The sequence below is a fragment of the Rathayibacter sp. AY2B7 genome, assembly GCF_002931635.1.
Taxonomy (GTDB): domain Bacteria; phylum Actinomycetota; class Actinomycetes; order Actinomycetales; family Microbacteriaceae; genus Rathayibacter.
Map to the genome: position 1 here is coordinate 1 of NZ_PSUC01000036.1, position 21,116 is coordinate 21,116.

Sequence of the window (21,116 nt, forward strand, 5' to 3'; positions counted from 1 at the left end):
CGAGCTCGTCGAGCTGCTGCCCCCGGTAGACCTCGGTCAGCAGCTCCCGCTGGCGGGCGAGGGCGGCCGTCAGCCGGGCCACGCGGTCGCCGGCGAGGGCGTTCGACAGGTGCGCCGTGATCGCGCCGAACGACACATCGGCCGGCACGGCGATCAGCGGGACGTCGTGCTCGCGGCAGGCGACGACGAGGTCGTCCGGCACGAAGCCCAGCAGCCCCTCGCCGGCGAGCAGAGCGCTGGCACCCGAGTCCGCGACCGCGGCGACGAAGGCCGCGCTGTCCTGGGCGTCCCGACGCCAGACCAGACCGGTCAGCACCAGCTGGTCGCGCGAGATGTAGCGGCGCGGGTCGAGGAGATCGGTCGTGAAGATGCCGTCGACCGGCCGGGCGAGCGCTCCGTCGCCGGCGACCAGCACGCGCAGCCGCAGCTGCGGCGCGTCGAGGACGTCCTGCAGCTGCATCAGCTGCCCCGGTAGGTCGAGTAGGCGAAGGGGCTGAGCAGGAGCGGGATGTGGAAATGCGCCTCCTCGTCGTCGAGGCGGAAGGCGACGACGACCTCGGGGTAGAACGACTCGGTGCCCGAGGCGGCGAACCACGCGCCGGTGTCGAAGACGACCCGGTGGACCCCGGCGGACAGGCGCTCCGGCCCGAAGGCCGCCACGCGGCCGTCGTCGTCGGTGCGGGCCTCGGCGAGGCGCTCCCAGCCGGAGCCGACGCGGGCGTCGAGAGCCACCGGGACCCCGCGCGCGGGGCGGCCGCGGACGGCGTCGAGCACGTGGGTGGTGACGCGGCTGGCGTGCCCGCTCATCGTGCGGCCTCCGCCCGGACGAGGCGCCCGTCGTCGAGGCCGCGGACGCGCAGCACCGTGATCTCCCGCAGCTGCTCCGCGACGATGCGGGCCTCCGTCTCGTCGTCGAGCCCGAGCCTCCGCTCCAGCTCCGCGACGACCTCGGCCCGGTCGCGGCCGGCCGCGCGGAGGAGGAACACACGCCCGAACCGCTCCTCGTAGGCGCGGTTGCCGGCCAGCAGCCGCCGGGTCAGCTCCTCGTCGCCCGTGCGGCTCGCTGCCTGCTCCGCGGCCGAGAACGAGGAGGAGCGCCCCGCGCCCGCGTGCCGCTCGCCGATCCGGGGGTGGTCGGCCAGCGCCGCCTCCACCTCCTCCTCGGTGAGCGTGCGCGCGGCCCGCTCGGCCGCGTCGGCGAGCGCGTCGGCCGACGGGTAGGGCGCGCCGGAGGCGACCTCGTCGGCCCAGCGGGGGACGGCGAGGCACGCGAGCAGCACGTCGCGGGCGGTCTCGGATCGGGTGTCGGTCATGCGGTCTCCTTCGTCCGGCGGAGCAGGGGCTCGGCCTGCGGCACGATGGTCGGATGGATCTGGTCGGGAGTCGGGACCTCGTCGGGCTGGTGCTCGCGGCGGGTGCGGGGCGCCGGGCGGGCGGCCCGAAGGCGCTGCGGTGCGACGCGGCGGGAGTTCCCTGGGTGGAGCGAGCCGTCGAGAGGCTCCGCGCGGTGGGCTGCGAGCGGGTGCTCGTGGTCCTGGGCGCGGAGGCCGGACGGGCGCGCCTCCTGGTGCCGCCGTCCGCCGACGTGCTCGTCGCGGCGGAGTGGGAGAGCGGCCTCTCGGCGTCGCTCCGCGCGGGTCTCGCCGCGGCCGAGGGCGTCGCCGCGCTGGTCGCCCTGGTCGACCTGCCCGAGGAGCCGCCGAGCGTGGCGGCCCGGCTGCTCGCGGAGGCGCCGGTCGCGCCGGACGTGCTCGCCCGCGCGGTCTTCCGCGGTCGGCCCGGTCATCCGGTGCTGCTGGGACGGGACCACTGGCCTGAGCTCCTGGCCGGCGTGCACGGCGACTCCGGCGCGCGCGACCTGCTCCGCGCGAGGGGCGCGCTCGGGGTCGAGTGCGGCGATCTGTGGTCGGGAGCGGACCGCGACGGGCCGGACTGAGCGGTTCACGCCAGGTCCGCGTCGTCGAGGGCGGCGGCCAGCGCCCGCCAGGCCAGGGTCGCGCAGACGGAGCGGACGGGATTGCCCGCCACCGCGAGCAGCGCCTGTTCGTCGCCGGCGAGAGCACCCTCCCGGTGCGCCATCGCCGCGAGGAACGCGTCGATCCGCTCCCGCATGTCCGACGCCGGCAGCCCGTCGAGACCGTCCGCGAGCAGCGACGCGGATCCCCGCGAGACCTCGCACCCCCGCCCGCTCCAGGCGAGGCGCACCTGCTCCGCGCCGCCGTCGACGCGCAGCTCGATCCGGTCGCCGCAGGTGGGGGTGATCAGCTCGGCACGGCCGAGGGCCGGGGCCGGGTCGGCCTGCCCGACGGGGTCCTTGGCGTGCGCGCGGATCAGCTCCGCCGCCTCGCTCACGGCCGGTCCTCCAGCTCGGCGAGCTCCGCGTAGGCCGTGCTGATCCCGGCGATCCGCTCGCGCGACTCCCTCGGGGACACGCCGAGCACTCCGGACGCCACGAGCGCGACCGCGCTCATCGCCGCCGCGTAGCTGTCCAGCGCCGTGCCGCTGTCGACCGGGCACTCCAGCCAGACCGCCGCGTGCTCCGCGTAGCGCCGGGCGGGCGGATCCGCGAGGAGCACCACGGGCACCTCGCGCGCGGCGAGCGTCCCGATCAGGGCGGCGAAGGAAGCGGGGCGGCGGCGGAAGCCGACCAGCACCACGACGTCCTCGGCTCCGAGCCCCTCGAGCTCCTCGCCGAGCGACTGGCCGGGCTGCGGGGCGATCCGGACGCGTCCGCGCGCCTGCGCGAGCTGCTGGCGCAGGTGCAGCGCCACCGGGTAGCTGTTGCGCAGTCCGATCACGACGACCTCGCGCGCTCCCGCGATCAGCCGCACCGCCTCCTCCAGCCGCCCGTCGCCGAACGCGGCGGCCAACCGGGCCAGGTTCGCCCGCTCGCTCTCGAGGTGCGCGGCGAGCGGATCCCCCTGCCCCTGCGCGGGACCGACCGGCACTCCGGAGGACCGCAACGCCCGGGCGTGCTCGCGCACCTCCTGCGAGTTCGAGAACCCCAGGCGGCGGAACAGCCGCGAGACCGTGGCCTTGGACACTCCGCTGTGCTGGGCGAGCTCGGTCGCCGTGTAGACGGCCAGGTCGCCGAGGTGGTCGAGGATGAAGTCGGCCGCCCGCTGCTCCTGCCGCGACAGCGCGGCGTAGCCGGCATCGATGCGGTGACCGATGCTCGTCGAGGGGGCCGGGGCGGGGGTCACGCGGTCGGCGTCCCGTCGGCGAGCGCCAGCACGGCCGCCTCGAACGCGTCGAGCGCGGTCGCGACGTCGGCCTCGGTCACGTTCTCGTCCGGGTGGTGGCTGACGCCGCCCTCGCAGCGGAGGAAGAGCATCGCGTACTCGGCGAGGTCGGCGACCGCCATCGCGTCGTGGCCGGCCTTGGAGAACAGCACCATCGGCTCCGCGTCCCCGGTCGCGCGGATGCCCGCGCGCACGACGTCCTGCAGCCGAGACGAGGCGACGACCGCGGGGGCCGAATGGGTCTCCTCCACCGTCAGCGCCAGACGGCGGCGGGACGCCGACTCCGACATCGCGTGCTCGATGGCGTCCCACGCCGCGTCGCGCTGGGCGTCGGTCTCGGCGCGGAGGTCGAGGCTGAACTCGACCCGGCCGGGGATGACGTTGACCGCGCCCGGGAAGGTCTCGAGCCGGCCGACCGTGGCGATCACGCCCTGCTCCCGCGCGATGCGCTCCACCGCGAGCACGGCCTCGGCCGCCCCGGTGAGCGCGTCGCGGCGGCGGTCGAGCGGAACTCCGCCCGCGTGCCCGGCCTTGCCGGTGAGGGTGAGTGCGAAGCGGCGGGCGCCCGCTATCGAGGAGACCACGGCGAGGGCGCGGTCCGCCTCCTCCAGGTAGGGGCCCTGCTCGATGTGCGCCTCGAGATAAGCGAGAACGTCCTGCGCGTCGCGCGCGGCGGTGCGGATGCGCGAGGGGTCCAGCCCGAACTCGTGGAACGCCTCGACGAGCGTCGTCCCGTCGGCGTCCTCGAGCTCCCACCAGTGCTCGTCCCAGGTGCCGGCGAGGGCGCGGGAGCCGAGGAGCGCCGTGCCGAAGCGGGTGCCCTCCTCGTCGCCGAACGCGACGACCTCGACGGCGAACGGCAGGCGCCGGCCTGCCCCGTGCAGGCGCGACACCACGGCGATCGCGAGCATCACGCCGAGGATCCCGTCGTAGCGGCCCGCGTCGGGGACCGTGTCGAGGTGGGAGCCGAGCAGGAGCGCCGGGAGTCCCGGAGTCGCGCCCTCGTAGCGGCCGCACTGGTTGCCGGCCGCGTCCTGCCAGGTGCGCATGCCGGCCTCGGTCATCCAGCGCGCGGCCATCGCGTTCACCCGGGCGTGCTCGGGCGAGAGGTAGACCCGCTCGATGCCGTCGCGGCTGGAGGAGACCGCGGCGAGCTCGTCGCAGCGGGCCATGATCGCGGCGGCGTCGAGGGCGGGGGCGGCGGCGGGCGCGGTCGTGGGGTCCGTGGTCGTGCCGGTCATGCGCGTGCCGGCCCGTAGACCTCGTAGGCCCCCGCGACTCCGCCGCCCACCGGCACGGAGGCGCCGGCGCGGCGCAGCACCGCCTCCAACGCCGCCAGGGTGGTCAGCACCGCGTCCGTCCGGGCGTTGTAGCCCATCGTGCCGATGCGCCAGACCTTCCCGTGCAGCGGCCCGAAGGACGTGCCGATCTCGATGCCGAAGTCGGCGAGCATCTCCCCGCGCACCGCATCACCGTTCACGCCCTGCGGGATGCGCACCGCGACGACGTTCGTCATCTTGTGCCCGACGTCGCCGAACACCTCGAGATCGAGGCCGCGGACTCCGGCGAGCATCGCCGACCCGTGCAGCGCGTGGCGGGCGACCGTCTCGTCCAGGCCCTCCTCGACGACGATGCGGGCGCACTCGCGCGCGCCGTAGAGCATCGTGGTCGCCTCGGTGTGGTGGTTGAGGCGGCGCGGCCCCCAGTAGTCGAAGACCATGCCGAGATCGAAGTAGTTGGAGCGGACGCGGCGGGCGCTGACAGTGTCGCCCTCGTCGCGGATCCCCGCCTCGATGCTCCTGCGCGACTCGATCACCGCGACGGCCTTCTCCGAGAAGGTGACGGGAGCCGATCCGGACGGGCCGCCCAGGCACTTCTGGAGCCCCGCGGTGACCGCGTCGAGCCCGAGCTCGTCGGTCGCGAAGGCGTTGCCCGCGAGGGAGGCGGTGACGTCGGTGTAGAAGAGGGCGCCGTGCTTCTCGCAGAGGGCGCCGAGCTCCTCCAGCGGCTGCGCCATGGTGGTCGACGTGTCGCCGTGGACCACGGCCAGCATCTTCGGCTTCACCCGGGCCAGAGCTTCGGCGATCGCCGAGACGGGGAAGACCTGCCCCCACTCGGCCTCGATCACGTGCACCTCCGCGCCGCAGCGCTCCGCGATCTCCCGGAGGAGGTGCCCGAACCGCCCGAAGACCGGCACGAGCACGCGGTCGCCCGGCTCCAGCATCGAGACCAGCGCCGCCTCGATGCCCGCACGGCTCGTGCCGTCGACGAGCATCGTCTTCTCGTTGCGGGTGCGGAACACCTGCCGGTACAGCTCCTGCGTCTCCGTCATCGTCGCCGTCATGAACGGGTCGTACTGCCCGACCAGCTGCGCCGACATCGCACGCAGGACGCGCGGATCCGCGTTGATCGGGCCCGGCCCCATCAGCAGGCGCGGCGGCGGATCGACGGGGAGGAACGGTGCGGGCGCGGTCATGGGCCACCTCTTCACGAGCGGGAGAGAAACAGTCGTTTCACCCGGAGAGCCTATGCGACGGACGTTTCGCCGGTGTTTCACGAGGTGCGGCGGGTCACCCGGGAGGTCCGCGGGACACTGGTCGGCATGAGGACAGCGCCGCACCGAACGGTCACCGGCCGGTGACCGAGGACCAGATCGTCGCTCTCGTCTGGGCGCCGATCGCGATCGTCTTCGGAGCGGTGTTCATCGGCCGGCGCGAGTGGATCTCCGCGCGGGCCCGTGACCAGCTGCGCAGGCGGGGGCAGAGGGTCGGGCCGAGGACGCAGTCGCCCGTCGTGATGGCCGCGGGAGGCGCCCTCTTCGTCGTCGTCGGCGTCGTCGTGATCCTGCTCACGCTGACGTCGGTCCTCCGCGGACCCTCCTGAGCCGTGTCGGGGTCTCGGCACCCCTCCGGCGGCGCAACGCTCCTCCACAGGGGCGGCTCAGGGTCTGATTCTCCTGATCGGACGCCTCTGCGGCCCGGGTGTCGGTGGTCGCTGATTCAATACAGGTATGGCGGATCGGATGCGGCAGGGACTCGAGGAGGTCCGCGCCCTCGGCGACCGTGCGGCGCTGCTCGCCCGGTCCGCGGCTCCGCTCCACCTCGCCTCCGCCGAGGCGCTGCACGAGGCGTACAGGGCTGCGCTCCGCCGCCCCGAGGCGTTCGCTCGCGGCGGGTCACCCAGCGAGTCGCGCGACCTCGTGGAGCGCTCGGTGCGGGCCGAGCTCGCCGTAGCGCTGGCCGTGTCCGAGCGCGTGGCCGCCCGGGAGCTCGAGCACGCCCGCCTGCTGGTCGAGCACCTCCCGTGCACGCGCGCCGCGCTGGCCGAGGCGCGGCTGCGCTGGGAGGCGGGGCAGATCATCTGCGGAGTCGCCGCGACCCTGCCGCCGGCCTCCCTCCCGGAGTTCGACGAGCGCGCTGCGGGACTCGCCGCCTCGATGACGCCGACCCAGCTGCGGGGACGCCTCGTCCGACTGCGCGACGAACTGCACGACGTGCCCCTCGCCGATCGCCACGCTCGCGCCCGGGAGGACCGGGCCGTCTGGGTCTCGCCCGAGCAGGACGGCATGGCCACGCTCTGCGCGACCCTCCCCGCTCCGGCCGCGATGGGCGCGCTCGCGCGGCTCGACCGGATCGCCCGCACCCTCCGCGACGGGAACGGCGACAGGACGGGCGGCGGGAGCGGTCCGGCGCAGGATCGCACGCTCGCGCAGCTGCGGGCCGACGCGCTCGTCGACCTGCTCTGCGACGGCGACGTGTCCGGTACGGCGCCAGGCGACGAGAGGCCGCGGACGTCTGCTCGCGGCATCCGGGCCGAGGTGCGTCTGACCGTGGCCGCGAGCACCGCGGCCGGGCAGGACGAGACGCCGGCAGAACTGGACGGCTACGGCCTCATCCCGGCCGGCGTCGCGCGCGAGCTCCTCGGACCCTGCTCGGCCGTCACCCCGGTGCTCATCCACCCGAGCTCGGGTGCCGTCGTCTCGGTCGGCAGGACGCACCGCCTCCCTCCCCCGCGGATGCGCCTCGCACTCCAGCTGCGCGACCGGACCTGCCGCTTCCCCGGCTGCACCCGGCCGGCGGCGACGGCCGAGGCCGACCACACGCTGGAGTGGCGCCACGGAGGCGACACCGCACTCCACAACCTGGCGTCGCTCTGCGTCGGCCACCACCACGTCCGCCACGGGGACCGCTGGACCTACACGCTCCACCCCGACGGTTCGGCCGACTGGACCACTCCCACCGGCCGCCGCGTGGTCACCCGTCCCCCCGATCCGCCCGCGCCACCGCGGCCACCGCGCAGGCCGAGCTTCAGCGATGCGCCGCCGCCGTTCTGACCGCGGGACATGCTGCGCTCCTGCGGGCGCGGGATGCCCCCCACCCGCACTCGGAGCGCGCCCTCAGAGCGCGCCGGCCAGCTCCAGGAGCGCGAGGTCCGATCCGCGTGGCCCGACCAGGCAGAGCCCCACCGGAGCACCGTCGACGCTCAGCCGCGGCACCGACAGCGCCGGATACCCGCCGATCCCCGCGACGCAGGTCAGGCCGAGCGTCGCCGACCGTGCCGCGTCGATCGTCTCGGCCGACGCGTCGAGGGTCGGCGCGACCGACGACGCCGACGGCAGGAGCAGCACCCGCCCGTCGAGCGCGCCGTCGAGCGCCTGCCGGAAACCCGCGACCCGCGCCCGCGCGGCCGCCTCCGTCTGCTCGTCGACGAGCGCCGCCGCGTCGAACCGCGCCTGCACGTCCGCCGCCAGCACTCCCGGATGCGCCGCGACCCACGCGCCGCTCGACCGCCACGCCTCCGCGGCCTGCACCAGCCGGAACGCCTCGAGCATCTCCGCCACGGCCGGCAGCGCCACCTCGTCGGCGCTCAGCCCCTCGACGCTCGATCGGAACGCCGCGCGGACGGCCGCGTCCACCCCGTCGAGGAGCGCCGGAGCCACCGCGAATCCGCGGGCCGCGGACCCCGGAGGCAGGCAGACCTCGGCCACCCGCCTCAGCGTGCCGAGGTCCCGCGTCAGCCACCCGACGGTGTCGAAGCTCGGCGCCAGCGGCAGCAGCCCCTCGACGGGCACCGCACCGTGGGTCGTCCTCAGCCCCCACAGGCCCTGGTAGGAGGCGGGTACCCGGATCGATCCCGCGGTGTCGGTCGCCAGCCCGACGGCTGCCTGCCCGAGCGACACGGCGGTCGCCGGTCCACTCGACGAACCGCCCGGGATCGCCCCCGGCACCGCCGGGTTAGTCGGAGTCCCGTAGCCGGAGTTCCGTCCCGCGATGCTGTACGCGAACTCGTCCGTCTGCGCGATCCCGCGCACCGACGCTCCCGCTGCGAGCAGCTGCGCGACGGCCGGAGCGGTCGCCGCCTCGATCGGCGCGGAGGCGAGGCGGGCCGGCACTCCCGCGCCGATCCGCTGGCCCTCGATCGCGAAGAGGTCCTTGACCGCGACGTCCAGTCCGTCGAGGGTCCCGGAGCCGGCGGCCGGCACGAGCGGCGCGCCGACGGCCCGCCAGACGCGGGGGTCCAGCGCGGGCGAGGGCGCCTGCACCTGCGCGGCGCGCACCCTCCAGGTCCCGCCCTCGCGCGACCACAGCTGCGTGACGAGCCCGCGCCCGCCACGGGCCGGAGCGTTCACGCTGACCACGAGCGCCGTGTCCGCATCGACCGCCCGCACGTGCAGCTCGACCAGCTCCCGCACCGGTGCCCCGCCGCGACGACCCCGGAAGCCGGTGATGACCGCGTGGCCGACGAGCAGTCCGGAGGCGTCGCCCCGGAGCGTCGTCGGCGCGTCCACGAACGCGTCGGCGAGCGCCGCGACGTCGTCAGCCCCGAGCGCCGCCTCGTACGCCAGGACCGCGTCCACCAGCCCGTCCGGCAGGTCGCCCTCGAGCGTCGTCACCCGCGGGTCAGTCATCGAAGTCGGCCGTCCGGACGCGGGCGTGCACGCCCTTCACCAGGTCGACGACCTGCGAGATGTCGAAGTCGGTCGCCGCGCTGAGGTAGGCGTAGGCGTGAGCCGGGTCCATCCCGTAGCGGGCCGCCAGCAGCGCGATGGCCGCGCGGACGCACTTCTGCACGGCGACGTCCAGGTCCTCGTCCATCCCGGTGGGCACGAGGAACTCGCCGGTCTCCCCCATCGGCCCGAGCAGCTCCCCGAACGCCGCGATCGCCTCGGCGCGTGGGACGACCTCCAGGCGCACCCGGACGCGCAGGCTCGCCTCCATCGCCGTCAGCGCCACCTCGCCGTCGCCCTGCGCGAAGTGGGGATCGCCGACGTACGCGAGCGCGTCCGGGACCTGCACGGGAAGGTAGAGGCTGGTTCCGGCGGTCAGCAGTGCGATGTCGATGTTGCCCCCGTGCGCACCGGGCGGCACGGAGTGCGGGCGCTCCTCCCCTGCGACGGCGACGCCCATGATCCCGAGGAACGGCCGGAGCGGGAACCGGGCGGCCCGCTTCCCTCCCGGCACCAGCGGGATCACGCCGCGGAGACCGCCCTGCGCGTCCTCGTCGACGCGCGCGAAGACGCTGAACGGCCCCTCCTGCAGCGGGTACTCGCCCGGCAGCGCCCCGCGTCCGTGCCGGTTCGAGACGACTCCGTACGGCACGCGCGGCTCGGCCTCGAGGAGGGTCATCCGGAGCAGGTCCCCCGGCAGCGCTCCCCGGACGGCGATCGGCCCCGTGACCACGTGGGGCCCGTCCGTCTCGCCGTCGCGGAACGGCCCGTCCGCGGCGAGCGCGACCGCGTCGCGCAGAACCCCCTCGGGAGCGACTCCGTGGCGGCCGAAGAAGGCGACCGGATCGCGGCCCTGATCCTCCAGCACGCCCTCGTGGCTGAGCGTGTCGATGACGACCTCGGCCCCCGAGTCGACGGTGAGCACGGGCGCGTCCGCCGCGCACGGCAGGCGCCCCCACAGCACCGAACCCGGCTCGGCCGGCAGGTAGTCCACCCCCGGCGGCACTCCCTCACCGGGCTGCACCGCCCACTCCGTCCACCGCATGCGCGTCCGCCTCCCGCGCGGCCCGTCCGCGCCGTCCGACCCTAACCGCGCCGTGTTTCGAGCATGTGCACGCGTGTGCCACGATTCTCCAGACCCGCCCCCGACGACAGGACTCCCGTGTTCCGACGCCTGCGCACCCGCTCCGAGGGCGCGACCCTCGGCCTGATGCTCGCCCTCACCTTCTCGACCGGCATCATCGACGCCGTCGGGTACCTCGGGCTCGACCGCGTCTTCGCCGGCAACATGACCGGCAACGTCGTCATCCTCGGCATGGCCCTCTCCGGCGCGGCCGACCTGCCCGTGGTCGGGCCCCTGATCGCGCTGGGCGCCTTCATGATCGGCGCCGTGATCGGCGGTCGGGTGCTCCGCCCGGTGAAGAAGGGCTGGACCTCGCGCTCGACCTGGCTCTTCGCGGTGGTCGGCATCCTGCTCGGCGTCCTGGCGATCGTGCTCGCGGTCGTGCCCGAGCACCCCGAGCCTCTCTCCTTCACCGTCACCGGCGTACTGGGCGGGGCGATGGGCCTCCAGGCCGCGACCGCCCGCCACCTCGCCGTCAAGGACGTCACGACGGTCGTCGTCACCTCGACGATCACGGGCCTCGCTGCGGACTCCCGCCTGGCGGGTGGTTCCGGTCAGCCGTGGTTCCGCCGCGCGGCGGCGATCGTCCTGATCGCCGCGGGTGCCGGAGTCGGCGCGCTCGCCCTGCTGGTCGGACTCTGGCTCGGCCTGGCGATCGCCGCGGTCATCACGCTCGTCGCGACGCTGCTGGGCGAGCTCGTCGTCCACTCCCGGTACGCTCCGGCGCCCGCCGACGCCGCCGCCTGAGGCGGCGCCTCCCGGCGCGTCAGCGCGGCAGTTGCTGGCAGTGCGGGCAGAGGTGCGAGGAGCGGTTCATGAACGGCACCCGCACGATCGCCGCGCCGCACCGGGCGCACGGCTTCCCCGTCTGCCCGTAGGCGTGCAGGCTGTGCGAGAAGTAGCCGGAGGCACCGTTCACGTTCACGTACTGCGCATCGAAGCTGGTGCCGCCCTCGGCCAGCGCCCGTTCGAGCACCGAGCGCACCTCGGCGAAGAGGCGGCGGATGCGCGCCTCGCCGAGCGACGAGCTCGGCCGCTCCGGGTGCAGCTCCGCCGCCCACAGCGACTCGTCCGCGTAGATGTTCCCGATGCCGCTCACGAGCGTCTGGTCGAGCAGCGCCCGCTTGATCCCGCTGCTCCTCCTCGCCAGCGAGGCGACGACCGAGCCCAGGTCGAAGGAGGGGTCGAGCGGATCGCGGGCGATGTGCGCGACCTGCGAGGGCACGGCGCGCAGCCAGCCGCCTCCGCGGGCCTCCTCGCCCGCGTAGCCGCCCGGCGCTCCGTCCGGGGTCGGCACCAGAGCGTCGACCGCCATCGAGCCGAAGATCCGCTGGTCGACGAAGTGCAGGGCGAGCTCGCCGTGCTCGGGGTGCTCGATCCCGATCCGGATGCGCGCCAGCCGCGGCAGCGCCGCATCCGCCGTGCGCAGCAGCACCTGACCGCTCATGCCGAGGTGCACCAGCAGCGCCTCGTCGCGGCCCGCGGGCAGCCAGAGGAACTTCCCGCGCCGCACCGCCGCTTCGAGCCGGCGCCCGACGAGCAGGCGCTCGAAGGTCCCGTGCGGATGCACGTGCCGCTTCAGCGAGCGCTCGTCGACGATCTCGACGCCGGTCACCAGGGAGCCGGTGACCGCGGGAGCGAGACCCGCCCGCACCACCTCGACCTCGGGCAGCTCGGGCACGGTCAGTCCGAGACCGCTGGAGCGACGGGTGCGCCGGGGGCCGCCAGACGCGTCCACGCGTCGAGCGCGGCGGCCATCTCGGCCGCCTTCTTGCTCGTCCCCTCGCCGCGGGCGGTGACGAGTCCGCCGACGATCACGGTGGCGACGAACACCTTGCTGTGGTCGGGGCCGGTGGCGGCGATCTCGTAGCGCGGGGCCGGCGCACCGCGCTCGGCGGCCGCCTCCTGCAGGCTCGTCTTCGGGTCCATCGAGACGCCGAAGCGGAGCGGATCGGCCCGCAGAGGGGCGATCAGGCGCAGCACCAGGTCGCGGGCCGCGTCGGGACCGGTGCCCAGGTAGACGGCGCCGATGATGGCCTCGACGGTGTCGGCGAGGATCGACGCCTTGTCGCGGCCGCCGGTCAGCTCCTCGCCGCGTCCGAGGCGGAGGAACTCGCCCAGGCCGATGCCGCGGGCGATCTCGGCGAGCGCGACGGTCGAGACGAGGCTCGCCCGGCGCTTGGCCAGGTCGCCCTCGCTGAGGGCGGGGTACTCCGTGTAGAGCATGACGGTCACGGCCTGCCCGAGGATCGAGTCGCCGAGGAACTCGAGGCGCTCGTTGTGCGGGATGCCGCCGTGCTCGAAAGCGAACGACCGGTGCGTCAGGGCGAGCTCGAAGAGCTCACCGTCGAGGCTCACGCCGAGCGTGGCCTCCAGACGCGACCGGTCGTCGCTGGAGGGTCGTGCGGAGGTCTGGTTCACCATGGACCGCGGTCCGTTCGTCGAGGGGCGGTGCGCCCCGCGCCGTGCGGACCAGGAGCGGGATCAGACGTCGGCGACCTTGCGGCCCTTGTACTCGAGGAACAGCGCGGTGCCCGCGGAGTCCTCGACGACCTTGGCGCGGTGGGGAAGGCTGTAGACGACCTTGCCGTTCTCGATGGTCTTGACGAGGGTGGGGACCTCGGCCTTCCACTGCGAACGACGGGCGTGGGTGTTCGCGCGGGACTTCTTCCTCTTGGGAACAGCCATGATTCTCTCTTCTCTACCTCTAGTCGGATTCGGTGCGGGCGGTCGCGCCCTCACCGCTGTCTGCGGAAGCTCTGTCGGTGGAAGCTCCGGGCGCTGCGGCCCCGCCGTCCCCCTCGCTCAACCCTGCGAGCGCGGCCCACCGGGAGTCGCGCGGCGCCTCGGGTTCGGGCGTGGAGGAATCGGCCAGCCGCTCCCCCGTGACGGGGTCGAGGCCCGGACAGTCCGGCCGGCAGACCGGCTGGAACGGCAGCGACAGAACCACCGCATCCCTGACCAGAGGTTCAAGATCCACGTGGTCGTCGTGAACCTCATAGTCGAAAGCTTCGTCAGAAGAGTACGCGAAAAGTTCCTGGAACTCGACATCGACAGGCAGGGAGATGTCGGTCAGGCACCGGCTGCATTCGCCGTCGGCCCTCGCCGACACCTCGACACTGGCCAGGATCCCCTCGTGCACGGACTCGAGCCGGACGTCGAGATCGACGGCCGATCCCTTGCGGACCGCGACGATCCCCTCGCCGAACTGCGCCGGCGCCTCGAGCTCGAGGCGGTGCTCGCGCATCTCGCCCGGCCGCCTCACGAGGTCGCGCACGTTCACGGTGAACGGCGTCTTCTTGAAAGTAGTCACGAGGGTCCAGCCTACCCCTCCCGGCCTCCTCCGGGGCGGGTAGGGGCCGGGAGGAACCGGGAGGGGCGGCGACCGGGCTCAGGCGCCGCCGGCCTCCAGCGTGACGTCGATCGGCGCGTAGTCGGCACCGCTCGTGTCCACTCCCTCGTCGGCGAGCTCCGCGAGCGCCTTCTCGACGTACTCGTTCGAGTAGGCGGTGGCAGGCGGGTCCGCGCTGATGATCGTCGCGCCCGTCTCGTTCTCCGTCTCCTTCGCGATGTCGACCGTCTGCTGCCACGCGGCCTCGTCGATCATCCCGACGCCGCTCGTCGAGGGCCAGATCAGCTTGTTGACCTCGTTGGTCATCCAGAGCTGGTGGCTGGTACCGAGGGTGGATCCGGCCGCGGTGACGATGTCGGCCGCCGCCTGCGGGTCGTCTTTCGCGAAGATCCAGCCCTTGATCGAGGCCTTGATGAAGGCGACCGTCTGCTCGGCGTACGCGTCGTCGTCGGCGAGCCTGCCCGCGTCCGCCCAGATCGCGTCCTGGAGCATCGCGGTGCCCACGTCGTTCCAGCTGATGACGTTCAGATCGTCCGGCTGGTACAGCTCGCCTGTGGCGGGATTCACGGTCTCCAGGACCTGGGCGTACTCGTTGTAGGTCATCGCCTGGGCCGCGTCGATGTCGCCCGCGAGGAAGCCGTTCATGTCGAACTGCTGCTGCACCAGCGAGATGTCGTCGAGGGAGACGCCGTCCTTCTGCATGCCGGCGAACAGCTCCCACTCGTTGCCGTAGCCCCAGCTGCCCACGCTCTTCCCGGCGAGGTCGGCGGGCGAGGTGATCCCCTTGTCCTTGAAGGAGATCTGCGTGGTGGCGCTGCGCTCGAAGATCTGCGCGACGTCGGTGATCCCGGCCCCCTGCTCGATCGAGCCGAGGACCTTGGGCACCCAGGAGATCGCGTAGTCCGCGTCGCCCGAGGCGAGCACGTCCTGGGGGACGATGTCGCCGCCTCCCTCGGCGATCGTCACGTCGAGGCCCTCGTCCTCGTAGTAGCCCTGGTCGAGCGCGGCGTAGTACCCGGCGAACTGCGCCTGGGCCACCCACTGCAGCTGCAGGGTGACCGGCGTGAGGCCGCCGGAGCCGGAGTCGGACCCCGGGTCGGAGCCGCCGGAGGCGCTGCAGCCGGTGAGCGCGAGGCCCACGGCCGCGAAGGCGGCGGTCGTCGTCAGGGTGATGCGGGTGCGTCTGGTCACGGGTCCTCCTGGTGCGGTCTGCGGGGTCGCCGGAGCGGCGCGCCCCGTGGTGCGGCGGTGCAGGTGGTGCTGTGGTGCAGGTGGCGCTGATGATGCGGGCGGTGCGGATGGTGCGTCGGGTGGAGTCGGGAATCGGGAATCGGAAATCGGGAATCGGAAATCGGGAATCGGAAATCGGGAATCGGAAATCGGGAGGATCGAGGAGGGTGCGGGGACGCGCGGCGCCGCGCTCAGCGCAGCCGGCTGCGGCGCAGCGCGAACGCCTCGAGCGCGGCCGTCACGGAGTAGAACACGAGGCCGACGACCACGGCGCCCAGGACGTAGGCGTAGGCGAGCGCGTAGTCGCTGCCCGAGGCCGCCGTCGTGATCGACTTGCCGAGCCCGCCCACGGGTCCGCCGAAGTACTCGGCGACCAGCGCCGAGATCACCGCGAGCGAGGAGGCGATGCGGAGCCCCGTGAAGACGTAGGGCACTGCTCCCGGCAGCGTGATCGTGCGGGCGGTCTGCCAGGGGGTCGCCGCGTAGGCCTTCAGCAGGTCGCGGTGCACCGGAGCGGCCTGCCGCAGCCCGCGCAGCGTCGTCACGTACACCGGCACGAACACGGCGAGCGCCGCGACGAGCTGCCTCGCGGTCTCGGCGTTCGCTCCGAACATCGTGTAGAGCACCGGAGCGAGGGCGACGATCGGCACGACAGCGGCCGCGGCCACGATCGGCGCGACCAGTCCGTCGAAGACCCGCGCGAGCGCCGAGAGTCCGGCGACCACGACCGCCAGCACTGCGCCGACCAGCAGGCCGACCAGCGCGTTGCGGCCGGTCACCGCGCTGCCCTCGGCGACGGAGCCGAGGTTCGCGGCGAACTCCCGTCCGATCGCCAGCGGCGACGGGAGCACGAACGGCTGGATCGCCAGAGCGGTGACCCCGGCCTGCCAGAGCAGGACCGCGGCGATCCCGAGCACGACCGGCGCGAGCACGCTGCGCGCCAGCGCCGTCGTGCTCACCGGTTCTCCACTCCGCGCGGCACGGCGGCGGGATCGCCGTGCAGCAGCTCGCGCACGGCGCTCACGTCGCGGAAGAACGCCGTGTCCTCCCTGACCGCCGCGTCGCGCTCGGATGCTCCGGGGAGTCCGACCGGGAGGACGTCGCGGATCCTTCCCGGCCGCGGCGACATCACCACGACGCGGTCCGAGAGGAACACCGCCTCCGGGATCGAGTGGGTGACGAAGACGACGGCGGCGCCGGTCTCGCGCCGGATCCGCAGCAGCTCCGTCTGCATCCGCTCGCGGGTCATCTCGTCGAGCGCCCCGAACGGCTCGTCCATGAGGAGCAGGCGCGGGCTCTCGGCGAGCGCCCGCGCGATGGCGACGCGCTGCTGCATCCCGCCGGAGAGCTGGTCCGGGTAGGAGTCGGCGAAGTCGCCGAGCCCGACCAGCGCCAGCAGCTCGTCGACGCGCGAGCGCCGGGCGGTCGCGGCGACGCCGTGCAGCTCCAGCGGCAGGGCGATGTTCGCCCGGATCGTGCGCCACGGCAGGAGGCCCGCCTGCTGGAACGCGATCCCGTAGTCCTGGTCGAGCCTCGCCTGCCGGGCCGTCTTGCCGAACACGGCGATCGAGCCGGAGTCCGGCTCGTCGAGGTCGGCGATCAGCCGCAGCAGCGTCGACTTGCCGCAGCCGGACGGGCCGATCAGCGAGACGAACTCCCCCGCGGCCACCTCGAGCGAGACGTCCTGGAGCGCAGTGACGCTCGCGGCGCGGGCGGTGGTGAAGGTCCTCGTGACCGAGTCGACGACGACCGCGGATCCTGCAGTGCTCATGCGGGCTGCTCCCCTCGGCGGTACGGACGGAGGAGGGTGCCGAGCAGGGCGACGGCGCCGGCGGCCGCGAGGCCCACCAGCACCGCCCCGAGGATCGGCGCCCAGGGCTTGGCGGGGTCGCCTCCGGCAGCGGAGGCGAACTCGATGATCATGCGGCCGATCCCGCCGCGCAGGCCGATCGAGACCTCGGCGACGATCGTGCCGACGACGGCGCTGACCGCTCCGAGCCGGAGGGCCGGCAGCAGGTAGGGCACGCTCGCCGGGAGCCTCAGGCGCACCAGCGTCTTCCACCAGCCGACGCCGTACACGTGCATCAGCTCGACCTGGTGGGCCGTCGGCGAGCCGAGCCCGCGGAGCGCCCCGATCGAGACGGGGAAGAACGCGAGGTAGGAGGCGATCAGTGCCACCGACATCCAGTTCTCCCAGGTCACCGGTCCGAGCTCGAGCTGCGACCCCCAGCGCCGCACCAGTGGGGCGATCGCGATCAGGGGCACCGTCTGGCTCAGCACGATCCAGGGCAGCACCGCCGACTCCGCCGTGCGGAACCGCTGCATCAGGAGAGCCAGGAGCAGTCCGACGACGGTGCCGACGACCCAGCCGACCGCGGCGATCCCGAGCGAGAAGGCACTCGCCCCCAGGACGGCCGACCAGAGCGCCGGGGCGTTCCGCGCTCCGGTGACCGGTTCGCCGAGCCGGGCCGCGATCTCCCAGAGGTGGGGCATCGCGATGGCGCTCGTGCGCGGGAGCACCGTGACTCCTCCGACGACCACCCCGGCCTCGGGCCCGAGCGCCTTCCAGCCCTCCCACACGAGCGCGAGCAGGAGGAGCCCGCCGGCGCCGAGCACGAGCCCGCGCGCGAGGGCCGGTCTCATGCGCGGGCCACGATGTGCTCGCGCAGCTCCGGGATGATCCGCTCGCCGTACACGCGCAGCGTCTCCTCCTTGTTGTCGTGCTGGAGGTAGCCCGCGAACTGCGTCACGCCGATGTCGGCGAGCGCCCGGAGCTTCTCGATGTGCTCGTCCGCCGTGCCCAGCACGCAGAAGCGCTCCACGATCTCGTCCGGCACGAAGGCGGTGTGGCTGTTGCCCGCGCGTCCGTGCTCGTTGTAGTCGTAGCCCTCGCGCCCGGCGATGTAGTCCGTCAGCGCCTGCGGCACCGCTCCGGAGGCGCCGTAGCGGCCCACGATGTCGGCCACGTGGTTGCCGACCATCCCGCCGAACCAGCGGCACTGGTCGCGCATGTGCTCCCGGTCGGTGCCGATGTACATCGGCGCCGCGACGCAGAACTGCAGCGACTCGGGATCCCGGCCGGCGTTCGCCGCCGCCTCCTTGACGGCGCCGATCATCCAGCGCGCGATGTCCACGTCGGCCAGCTGCAGGATGAAGCCGTCGCCGACCTCGCCCGCGAGCTTCAGGGCGAGCGGGCCGTAGGCGGCCACCCACATCTCCAGGGACGAGCCCCGGCTCCACGGGAACTGCAGCGTCTGGCCGTTGTACTCGACCGGACGGCTGTTGGCGAGCTCGCGGATGACGTGGATCGACTCCCGCAGCGTCTTGAGCGTCGTCGGAGCTCCTCCGGTCACCCTCACCGCCGAGTCGCCGCGTCCGATCCCGCACACCGTGCGGTTCCCGTACATCTCGTTGAGCGTCGCGTGCAGCGAGGCGATGACCGTCCAGTCGCGCGTGGCGGGGTTGGTGACCATCGGGCCGACCGTGATCCGGTGCGTCCTCTCGAGGATCTGCGAGTAGATCACGTAGGGCTCCTGCCAGAGCAGGTGCGAGTCGAAGGTCCACGCGTAGTCGAAGCCGTGCGTCTCCGCGAGGACGGCGAGCGCGACGGTGCGCGAGGCGGGCGGGTTGGTCTGGAGGACGACTCCGAAGTCCATGGGATTCCTTCTGCTCGATCAGGTGCTGGCTCGGATCGGGTGCCGGCTCAGATCAGGTACTGGCTCAGACCGCGCGGGATGTACGCCCCGTCGCCCTTCGTGCCGACGTAGGAGCCGTCGTCGACGACGACCCTGCCGCGGGAGATCACCGTGTCGACGTGGCCGTCGATCTCGAAGCCCTCCCAGGCGGAGTAGTCCATGTTCATGTGGTGGCTGCGGCCCTCGCCGATCCCGATCGAGGTGTGCCCGCTCGGGTCGTAGATCACGACGTCGCCGTCGGCCCCGGGCTGGATGACGCCCTTCCTCCCGTACATCCCGAACATCCGCGCCGGAGTGGTCGAGGTCAGCTCGACCCACCGCGGCAGCGAGATCTGCCCCGACACCACGCCCTGGTACATCAGGTCCATCCGGTGCTCCACCGAGCCGATGCCGTTGGGGATCTTCGAGAAGTCGCCGATCCCCATGTCCTTCTGGCCCTTCATGCAGAAGGGGCAGTGGTCGGTCGAGACCATCTGGATGTCGTTCGTGCGCAGCGACTGCCACATGTGGTGCTGATGCCCCTCCGCCTTCGAGCGCAGCGGCGTGGAGCACACCCACTTCGCGCCCTCGAAGCCCGGCGCGCCGAGCTGCTCCTCGAGCGAGAGGTAGAGGTACTGCGGGCAGGTCTCCCCGAACACGTTCATGCCGCGGTCGCGGGCCTGCGCGATCTGCTCCACCGCCTGCTTCGCCGAGACGTGCACCACGTAGAGCGGCGCGCCGGTGAGGTCCGCGATCATGATCGCCCGGTGCGTCGCCTCCTCCTCCGCCTGCCACGGCCGCGAGGTGCCGTGGAAGTACGGCGCGGTGTTCCCGGCGGCGAGGGTCTGCTTCACCAGTTCGTCGATGAGGGCGCCGTTCTCGGCGTGCATCATCATCATCGCGCCGTTCTCCGCGCCCTTCTGGAACGCCCGGAGGATCTGCCCGTCGTCCGAGAGGAACACGCCCTTGTAGGCCATGAACAGCTTGAAGCTGGTCACCCCCTCGCGCATCAGCTCGTCCATCGCCACCAGCGAGGAGTCCTGCACGTCCGAGAGGATCTGGTGGAAGCCGTAGTCGATCGCGCAGTTCCCGGCCGCCTTCTCCTGCCAGGCCTGGAAGCGGTCGACCACGCTCTCGCCCGGGTACTGCACCACGAAGTCGACGATCGAGGTCGTCCCTCCCCAGGCCGCGGCCCGGGTGCCGGTCTCGAAGGTGTCCGAGGCGAAGGTGCCGCCGAACGGCATCTCCATGTGCGTGTGCGCGTCGATCCCGCCCGGGATGACGTACTTGCCGGCCGCGTCGATCACCCGGTCGACGTTCGCCGCCAGATCGAAGCCCAGCAGCGTGGAGCCGGGGGCGAGGACGGCGGCGATGGTCTCGCCGTCGATCAGGACGTCTGCGGCTCCGGTGCCGGTCGCGTTGACGACCGTCCCGCCGGTGATGAGGGTCTTCATCGGTCTTCCCCGTCTCGGTCTGCGGTCACGGCTTCGGGATGCTGGTGTACGACTCCGGCCGGCGGTCCCGGTAGAACTGCCAGTCGTCGCGCATCTCCTGCACCATGTCCATCTCGAGGTCGCGGATCAGGATCTCCTCGGCCTCGCCCGAGCCCCGCTCGCCGACGAACTCCCCGCGCGGATCGATGATCTGGCTGGTGCCGTAGAAGTCGACCGCGAGGTCGCCGTACTCGTTGTCCTCCCGGCCGACGCGGTTGGGCTGCAGCACGAAGTAGCCGTTCGCCACCGCGGCCGCCGGGCCCTCGACCTCCCAGAGGCGGTTCGACAGGCCGGGCTTGGTGGCGTTGGGGTTGAAGACGAGGTGGGCGCCGTTCAGGCCCAGCTCCCGCCAGCCCTCCGGGAAGTGGCGGTCGTAGCAGATGTGGACGCCGACCTTGCCGACCGCGGTGTCGAAGACCGGGAAGCCGAGGTTCCCGGGCCGGAAGTAGAACTTCTCCCAGAAGCGGTCCAGGTGCGGGATGTGGTGCTTGCGGTACTTGCCGAGGATCGTCCCGTCGGCGTCGACCACGACCGCGGTGTTGTAGTAGACGCCGGTCTGCTCCTCCTCGTAGATCGGGAGGATCATCACCACGCCCAGCTCCTTCGCGAGGGCCGCGAAGCGCTGCACGATCGGCCCGTCGGCGGGCTCGGCGTAGCGGTAGTACTTCTTGTCCTGCGTGATGCCGAAGTACGGGCCGTAGAACAGCTCCTGGAAGCAGACGATCTGCGCGCCGTCGGCTGCGGCGTCCCGGGCCATCCGCTCGTGCTTGTCGAGCATCGACTCCTTGTCGCCGGTCCAGGTCGTCTGGGTGATCGCTGCGCGGACGATGGTCATCGGTACCTCCATGCTCGGGCGTCCCTGTCCGGCTCCGGCGTGCTCCGCCAGGCGGTGCGGAGCCGGGGACGTGGACCCACTGTGGTCCCCGCCGGGCCCGAAGGCAATGACGGACCGTCCGGCTCCGGGGACAGGGCTTCATCGTCGGGGTTCGACGTTTCCCCGGTGTTTCCGGCGCGGATCCGCAGCATTAAGGCTCGCCGGGGGAGGAATCCGTCGG

The 21,116-nt window shown here is 73.2% G+C and carries 24 protein-coding genes; 4 read left to right on the forward strand and 20 right to left on the reverse strand.

Going from position 1 to position 21,116, the window contains the following annotated elements:
* The 3 genes from C5C27_RS08065 to uraD all read right to left on the reverse strand — a co-directional run.
* On the reverse strand, positions 1-460 hold a 460-nt coding region (locus C5C27_RS08065), incomplete at its 3' end, for a PucR family transcriptional regulator ligand-binding domain-containing protein (RefSeq protein WP_181133479.1).
* Positions 460-807, reverse strand: a complete 348-nt coding sequence (gene uraH, locus C5C27_RS08070; RefSeq protein ID WP_104314083.1) for a hydroxyisourate hydrolase — start codon at positions 805-807, stop codon at positions 460-462. The genes uraH and C5C27_RS08065, both read right to left, overlap by 1 nt.
* A complete protein-coding gene (gene uraD / locus C5C27_RS08075; protein ID WP_104314084.1) occupies positions 804-1,313 on the reverse strand; it encodes a 2-oxo-4-hydroxy-4-carboxy-5-ureidoimidazoline decarboxylase in 510 nt (169 codons plus the stop codon). Before uraD ends, uraH begins: the two co-directional genes overlap by 4 nt.
* Before the next feature lie 53 nt (positions 1,314-1,366).
* Here uraD and C5C27_RS08080 point away from each other — a divergent pair, with 53 nt between their 5' ends.
* Positions 1,367-1,936 (forward strand): NTP transferase domain-containing protein, encoded by a 570-nt coding sequence (locus C5C27_RS08080; RefSeq protein ID WP_104314085.1) that lies wholly within the window; start codon positions 1,367-1,369, stop codon positions 1,934-1,936.
* 5 nt (positions 1,937-1,941) lie between these two features.
* On the opposite strand, the gene C5C27_RS08085 is transcribed toward C5C27_RS08080, so the two are convergent.
* From C5C27_RS08085 to C5C27_RS08100, 4 genes are read right to left on the reverse strand one after another with little or no spacing between them, the layout of a single operon-like run.
* Positions 1,942-2,352, reverse strand: a complete 411-nt coding sequence (locus C5C27_RS08085; protein WP_104314086.1) for an iron-sulfur cluster assembly scaffold protein — start codon at positions 2,350-2,352, stop codon at positions 1,942-1,944.
* Positions 2,349-3,203, reverse strand: coding sequence for a MurR/RpiR family transcriptional regulator (locus C5C27_RS08090; protein WP_258066556.1), 855 nt, complete (start codon positions 3,201-3,203; stop codon positions 2,349-2,351). The genes C5C27_RS08085 and C5C27_RS08090 overlap by 4 nt, the downstream gene beginning before the upstream one ends.
* Positions 3,200-4,483, reverse strand: coding sequence for an allantoate amidohydrolase (locus tag C5C27_RS08095; protein WP_104314087.1), 1,284 nt, complete (start codon positions 4,481-4,483; stop codon positions 3,200-3,202). The genes C5C27_RS08090 and C5C27_RS08095 overlap by 4 nt, the downstream gene beginning before the upstream one ends.
* Positions 4,480-5,718, reverse strand: coding sequence for an alanine--glyoxylate aminotransferase family protein (locus C5C27_RS08100; protein WP_258066557.1), 1,239 nt, complete (start codon positions 5,716-5,718; stop codon positions 4,480-4,482). The genes C5C27_RS08095 and C5C27_RS08100 overlap by 4 nt, the downstream gene beginning before the upstream one ends.
* A gap of 161 nt (positions 5,719-5,879) precedes the next feature.
* Here C5C27_RS08100 and C5C27_RS08105 point away from each other — a divergent pair, with 161 nt between their 5' ends.
* Positions 5,880-6,125: a hypothetical protein gene (locus C5C27_RS08105; protein WP_104239596.1), complete on the forward strand. Its 246-nt coding sequence runs from the start codon at positions 5,880-5,882 to the stop codon at positions 6,123-6,125.
* 139 nt (positions 6,126-6,264) lie between these two features.
* Positions 6,265-7,575, forward strand: coding sequence for an HNH endonuclease signature motif containing protein (locus tag C5C27_RS08110; protein ID WP_181133480.1), 1,311 nt, complete (start codon positions 6,265-6,267; stop codon positions 7,573-7,575).
* A gap of 63 nt (positions 7,576-7,638) precedes the next feature.
* On the opposite strand, the gene C5C27_RS08115 is transcribed toward C5C27_RS08110, so the two are convergent.
* Both C5C27_RS08115 and C5C27_RS08120 read right to left on the reverse strand, forming a co-directional pair.
* Complete coding sequence (locus C5C27_RS08115) at positions 7,639-9,150, reverse strand: AtzH-like domain-containing protein (RefSeq protein ID WP_104314089.1); 1,512 nt, start codon at positions 9,148-9,150, stop codon at positions 7,639-7,641.
* Positions 9,143-10,234 carry an acetamidase/formamidase family protein gene (locus C5C27_RS08120; protein WP_104314090.1) on the reverse strand — a complete coding sequence of 364 codons (1,092 nt, stop codon included), beginning with the start codon at positions 10,232-10,234 and terminating at the stop codon, positions 9,143-9,145. The genes C5C27_RS08115 and C5C27_RS08120 overlap by 8 nt, the downstream gene beginning before the upstream one ends.
* Positions 10,235-10,351: 117 nt before the next feature.
* On the opposite strand from C5C27_RS08120, the gene C5C27_RS08125 reads away from it, so the two are divergent.
* A complete protein-coding gene (locus C5C27_RS08125) occupies positions 10,352-11,059 on the forward strand; it encodes a YoaK family protein (RefSeq protein ID WP_308471190.1) in 708 nt (235 codons plus the stop codon).
* Between the two features lie 19 nt (positions 11,060-11,078).
* Here C5C27_RS08125 and mutM read toward each other — a convergent pair whose 3' ends face one another.
* The 11 genes from mutM to C5C27_RS08180 form a co-directional block, all read right to left on the reverse strand.
* Complete coding sequence (gene mutM / locus C5C27_RS08130; protein WP_104255744.1) at positions 11,079-11,993, reverse strand: bifunctional DNA-formamidopyrimidine glycosylase/DNA-(apurinic or apyrimidinic site) lyase; 915 nt, start codon at positions 11,991-11,993, stop codon at positions 11,079-11,081.
* Between the two features lie 2 nt (positions 11,994-11,995).
* Positions 11,996-12,736 (reverse strand): ribonuclease III, encoded by a 741-nt coding sequence (rnc, locus tag C5C27_RS08135; protein WP_104314092.1) that lies wholly within the window; start codon positions 12,734-12,736, stop codon positions 11,996-11,998.
* Positions 12,737-12,796: 60 nt separating this feature from the next.
* Positions 12,797-13,000, reverse strand: a complete 204-nt coding sequence (rpmF, locus tag C5C27_RS08140; protein ID WP_104223482.1) for a 50S ribosomal protein L32 — start codon at positions 12,998-13,000, stop codon at positions 12,797-12,799.
* 19 nt (positions 13,001-13,019) lie between these two features.
* Positions 13,020-13,559, reverse strand: a complete 540-nt coding sequence (locus C5C27_RS08145; RefSeq protein WP_104314101.1) for a DUF177 domain-containing protein — start codon at positions 13,557-13,559, stop codon at positions 13,020-13,022.
* 144 nt (positions 13,560-13,703) lie between these two features.
* Positions 13,704-14,855, reverse strand: coding sequence for an ABC transporter substrate-binding protein (locus C5C27_RS08150; protein WP_258062721.1), 1,152 nt, complete (start codon positions 14,853-14,855; stop codon positions 13,704-13,706).
* Positions 14,856-15,085: 230 nt separating this feature from the next.
* Positions 15,086-15,853, reverse strand: a complete 768-nt coding sequence (locus C5C27_RS08155; protein WP_104314093.1) for an ABC transporter permease — start codon at positions 15,851-15,853, stop codon at positions 15,086-15,088.
* Positions 15,850-16,665 (reverse strand): ABC transporter ATP-binding protein, encoded by an 816-nt coding sequence (locus C5C27_RS08160; protein ID WP_104234205.1) that lies wholly within the window; start codon positions 16,663-16,665, stop codon positions 15,850-15,852. The genes C5C27_RS08155 and C5C27_RS08160 overlap by 4 nt, the downstream gene beginning before the upstream one ends.
* Positions 16,662-17,537, reverse strand: coding sequence for an ABC transporter permease (locus C5C27_RS08165; protein WP_104223479.1), 876 nt, complete (start codon positions 17,535-17,537; stop codon positions 16,662-16,664). Before C5C27_RS08165 ends, C5C27_RS08160 begins: the two co-directional genes overlap by 4 nt.
* The gene (locus C5C27_RS08170; RefSeq protein ID WP_104314094.1) at positions 17,534-18,550 is read right to left on the reverse strand and encodes a TIGR03842 family LLM class F420-dependent oxidoreductase; all 1,017 of its coding nucleotides are present in this window, start codon (positions 18,548-18,550) and stop codon (positions 17,534-17,536) included. Before C5C27_RS08170 ends, C5C27_RS08165 begins: the two co-directional genes overlap by 4 nt.
* Positions 18,551-18,597: 47 nt before the next feature.
* Positions 18,598-20,022 (reverse strand): dihydropyrimidinase, encoded by a 1,425-nt coding sequence (gene hydA, locus C5C27_RS08175; protein ID WP_104314095.1) that lies wholly within the window; start codon positions 20,020-20,022, stop codon positions 18,598-18,600.
* A 25-nt stretch (positions 20,023-20,047) separates the two neighbouring features.
* On the reverse strand, positions 20,048-20,896 hold the full coding sequence (locus C5C27_RS08180) for a nitrilase-related carbon-nitrogen hydrolase (RefSeq protein WP_104223476.1): 849 nt from the start codon (positions 20,894-20,896) through the stop codon (positions 20,048-20,050).
* Positions 20,897-21,116: the final 220 nt, after the last annotated feature.